Source organism: Dietzia sp. B44, assembly GCF_014145245.1.
GTDB lineage: Bacteria > Actinomycetota > Actinomycetes > Mycobacteriales > Mycobacteriaceae > Dietzia > Dietzia natronolimnaea.
Genome location: NZ_JAALEF010000141.1, coordinates 1 through 3,562 on the forward strand (window position 1 = coordinate 1; position 3,562 = coordinate 3,562).

The 3,562-nt window shown below is 69.4% G+C and carries 4 protein-coding genes; 2 read left to right on the top strand and 2 right to left on the bottom strand.

The genetic code is table 11. From position 1 onward, the window contains the following. Together G6017_RS05590 and G6017_RS05595 are read right to left on the bottom strand one after the other, a co-directional pair. On the bottom strand, window positions 1–585 hold a 585-nt coding region (locus tag G6017_RS05590; protein ID WP_182616330.1), incomplete at its 3' end, for an alpha-(1->3)-arabinofuranosyltransferase domain-containing protein. 22 nt (window positions 586–607) lie between these two features. Continuing rightward, window positions 608–796, bottom strand: coding sequence for a DUF2613 domain-containing protein (locus tag G6017_RS05595; RefSeq protein ID WP_304816525.1), 189 nt, complete (start codon window positions 794–796; stop codon window positions 608–610). A 154-nt stretch (window positions 797–950) separates the two neighbouring features. Between G6017_RS05595 and G6017_RS05600 the strand changes: the two genes are divergently transcribed. Next, window positions 951–1,577 (top strand): TetR/AcrR family transcriptional regulator, encoded by a 627-nt coding sequence (locus G6017_RS05600; RefSeq protein ID WP_182616332.1) that lies wholly within the window; start codon window positions 951–953, stop codon window positions 1,575–1,577. Continuing rightward, complete coding sequence (locus G6017_RS05605; RefSeq protein WP_182616334.1) at window positions 1,574–3,454, top strand: long-chain-acyl-CoA synthetase; 1,881 nt, start codon at window positions 1,574–1,576, stop codon at window positions 3,452–3,454. The genes G6017_RS05600 and G6017_RS05605 overlap by 4 nt, the downstream gene beginning before the upstream one ends. The last annotated feature ends 108 nt before the right edge of the window (window positions 3,455–3,562 follow it).

Below are 3,562 nucleotides of genomic sequence, written 5' to 3' on the forward strand. Positions count from 1 at the left end.
GGCGGCGGTGGCGACCGCGTTGACCGCGCCCATCAACGCCAGGGCCAGCGCGGCACCCGCCCCACCCCGGCGCGGGGACATCCGCCCCTGCAACACCCGCACCACCGGGAGCAGCACCCACGGCGCCAGCGCGACCGGCCAGATCTCGGAGGAGATCGACCCGAGGTCGCCGAGCATCCGGGGGGCGAGCGCGTAGAGGATCCCGGCCACGGCCCTGGTCTGGGGGGTGCCGATCCGCAGGGCGGCCGCGACCCGGACCACCCCGACGTAGGCGAGCGTCAGCAGAACCGCCCACCACAGACGTTGGGTCAGCCAGGCGGGCATCCCCACCAGGTCGAACAGCGCGAAGAACGGCCCCTGGGGGAAGAGGTACCCGTACGCCTGGTTCTGGACCTGGCCGCCGAACGACAGTCCGGTCCACAGGTGGGTGGCCTGCGAGAGAAAGCGTCCGGGGTCGACGACGAGGTCGTACTTGGTGTCCGGGACGACCAGACCCGGGGACTGCAGGCAGGCGAGGAGGAGGAAACCGAGGAACGCGACGACCGCGTCGCGTGCGCCTGCACCGAGACGGATCCCGCGGGTCACCTCGGCCGGCGCGGGGGAGGGACTAGCGGGCGCCGTACTCGACCTGGCCGAGGAGGGCCTGGTCGGCGGGCGGCTGCGCGACCTCCGGGATGGAGTTCTCGGCCATCGCGGAGCTGGCTCCGAAGGCGACGATGCCGCCGAGGACGATTCCGCCGACTGCGCTGGCGAGCGCTCCGGTACCGAAGCTCATCGAGTTCTCCCTGCGGGTCACGAGAATGGGGTGTCCCGGCGGTGCCCCGGGGCACGCCGACGTCGACAGAGTATCACCCGGTACCCGGTGGATCGTGCGTAGTGTCGCCCACAACTACTTACTGGCCGGTAAGTTGGTGTGGGACACGACACCACGTCCCGCCGGAAGGAGTCCTGTGACGACGGGGACCAAACGGATCCCACGCGCGATCCGCGAACAGCAGATGCTCGACTCGGCCATCCGCGTGTTCTCCGACCTCGGCTACCGATCGGCGTCGATGGACACCATCGCCAAGGACGCCAGGATCTCCAAGCCGATGCTGTATCTCTACTACGGCTCCAAGGAGGAACTGTTCTCCGCGTGCGTGACCCGTGAGTCCGGGCGACTCATCGACCACCTCACCTCCGCGGCGACCAGTGGGACCGGTGCGCGTCACAGTCTGGAGAGCGTCGTGGAGGCGTTCCTCGACTACGTGGACAACCACGCCGACTCGTGGAACGTCGTGTACCGCCAGGCCGTCGCCGAACCCGCGTTCGGCGACGAGGTCGAGAAGACCCGCTCCGTCCTGGTGGACCTGACCACCGATCTGCTGGCGCAGAACTCGGTGGACGGGCGCAGCCGCGAGGTGCTCGAGGTGGTCGCCACCGCGCTCGTCGGGGCCGGGGAGGCCGTCGCCGACCGCGTCGCTCACCGGTCCATACCCAAATCGGTGGCCGCAGGAGTGGTCGTCGAACTCGCGTGGCGCGGCCTCGCCGGAGATCCCGCCAAGTCACTCACCACCCCGAAAGAGGAGAAGCCGTGACCGACACGACCGAAGACACCACCCGCCGCACGTCCCAGGGTGCCAGGACCCTCAGCCCGTTCGACCTGGCGGGAGGCCTGCCCTCTCTCGTCTCCGATCTGCCCACCGTCCTGCGTGGTCTCCGGATCGTCCGCACCTCCCGCGGGACCGATAAGATCTCCATCGGCAGGAGGTTCCAGGAACTGGCGGCCGGCCAGCCGGACGCCCCGTTCCTGCGCTTCCTGGGATCCGAGATCACCTACGGGGAGGCGAACCGGCGCGCCAACCTCGTCGCCGAGGTGCTCAAGGCCCGTGGGGTCGAGCGCGGCGACACCGTCGGCATCTGCATGGTCAACCGGCCCGAGGTCATGCTCGCCATCCTGGGCGCGGTCAAGGTGGGCGCCTCGGTGGGCCTGCTCAACCATCACCAGCGCGGGGAGGTCCTCGAGCACTCGCAGAAGATCATCGAGTCGAAGGTCGTCCTCATCGGGGCGGAGTGCGCCGAGGCCGCCGGGTCCATCCCCCGCGAGAAGTGGCTCGGTGAGCTGATCGCCGTGGGATCCGAGGTCGACCTCCCGTTCCGCGACTTCACGGCGGGCCACCGCCCGGACGAGCTCTCGGATCTCACCTGGCTCGAGGACGAGCTGGAGAAGATGGACGCGGACGCCGGCGCCACCAACCCGCCCGAGGCGGACGAGACGCTGGGCAACGAGACCGCGTACTACGTGTTCACCTCGGGAACGACCGGCCTGCCCAAGGCCTCGACCATGTCCCACTACCGCTGGAACCGCGCGCTCGCCGGTTTCGGCCTGTCGGGTGTGCGGCTCAAGAAGGACGACGTCCTGCTCTGTCCGCTGCCGATGTACCACAACAACGCGCTCACGGTCGGCCTGGGTTGCGTGCTCGCCGCCGGCGCGTGCCTGGCCGTCGAGGAGCACTTCTCCGCGTCGAAGTTCTGGGACCAGGCCCGCGCGGCCGGGGCGACCGCCGCCATCTACATCGGCGAGATCTGCCGCTACCTGCTCAACCAGGAACCCGGTCCGGGCGACCGTGACCATTCCATCCGGGTGATGACGGGCAACGGGTTGCGCCCCGAGATCTGGGACGAGTTCCAACAGCGGTTCGGCATCGACCGGATCTGTGAGTTCTACGCGGCCAGCGAGTGCAACATCGCGTTCGTCAACGCCTTCAACATCCCCAAGACCACCGGCTACTGCCCGATGGACTTCGCGATCGTGGACTACGACCCGGACACCGGGGAGCCCCGCCGCGGCGAGGACGGTCGGCTCACCAAGGTGGGCAAGGGCGGGATCGGCCTGCTGATCAGCGGCATCTCCGACACCCAGCCCTTCGACGGCTACACCGACAAGGAGGCCACGGAGAAGAAGGTCATCCGCGACGCCTTCAGTGACGGTGACGCCTGGTTCGTCTCGGGCGACCTGATGCTGGACCAGGGCCTCAAGCACGCCTCGTTCGTCGACCGCCTGGGCGACACCTTCCGCTGGAAGGGCGAGAACGTGGCGACCACCGAGGTGGAGGCGGCCGTCAGCGCTCGCCACGAGGTCGACCAGGCCGTGGTCTACGGCGTGCCGGTGCCGGGCGCCGACGGCAAGGCGGGCATGGCCGCCGTGCGGCTGCACGACAAGTCCGACTTCGACGGCGCCGCGCTCGCGGAGCACCTGCGCAGGTCGTTGCCGTCGTACGCGGTTCCGCTGTTCATCCGGCTCTCCAAGGAGCTCGAGGTGACGTCCACCTACAAGAGCCGCAAGACCGAGCTGCGCGAGCAGGCGTTCGACACCTCCCAGTTCGACGACCCGCTCTACGTCCTGTCGTCCGACAAGGGATACATCCCCTTCTACGATGGGGCGGAGAACGACGTCGTCGCCGGCAAGGCCTGAGGCCGGGGACACCACGGAGGAGGTCCCGCCGCCGCATGCCCAGTCGCCGTGCGCACAGTCGCCGTGTGTCCGACCGACGGGCGCGCCGCGGCGGGACCGAGCTCTCCC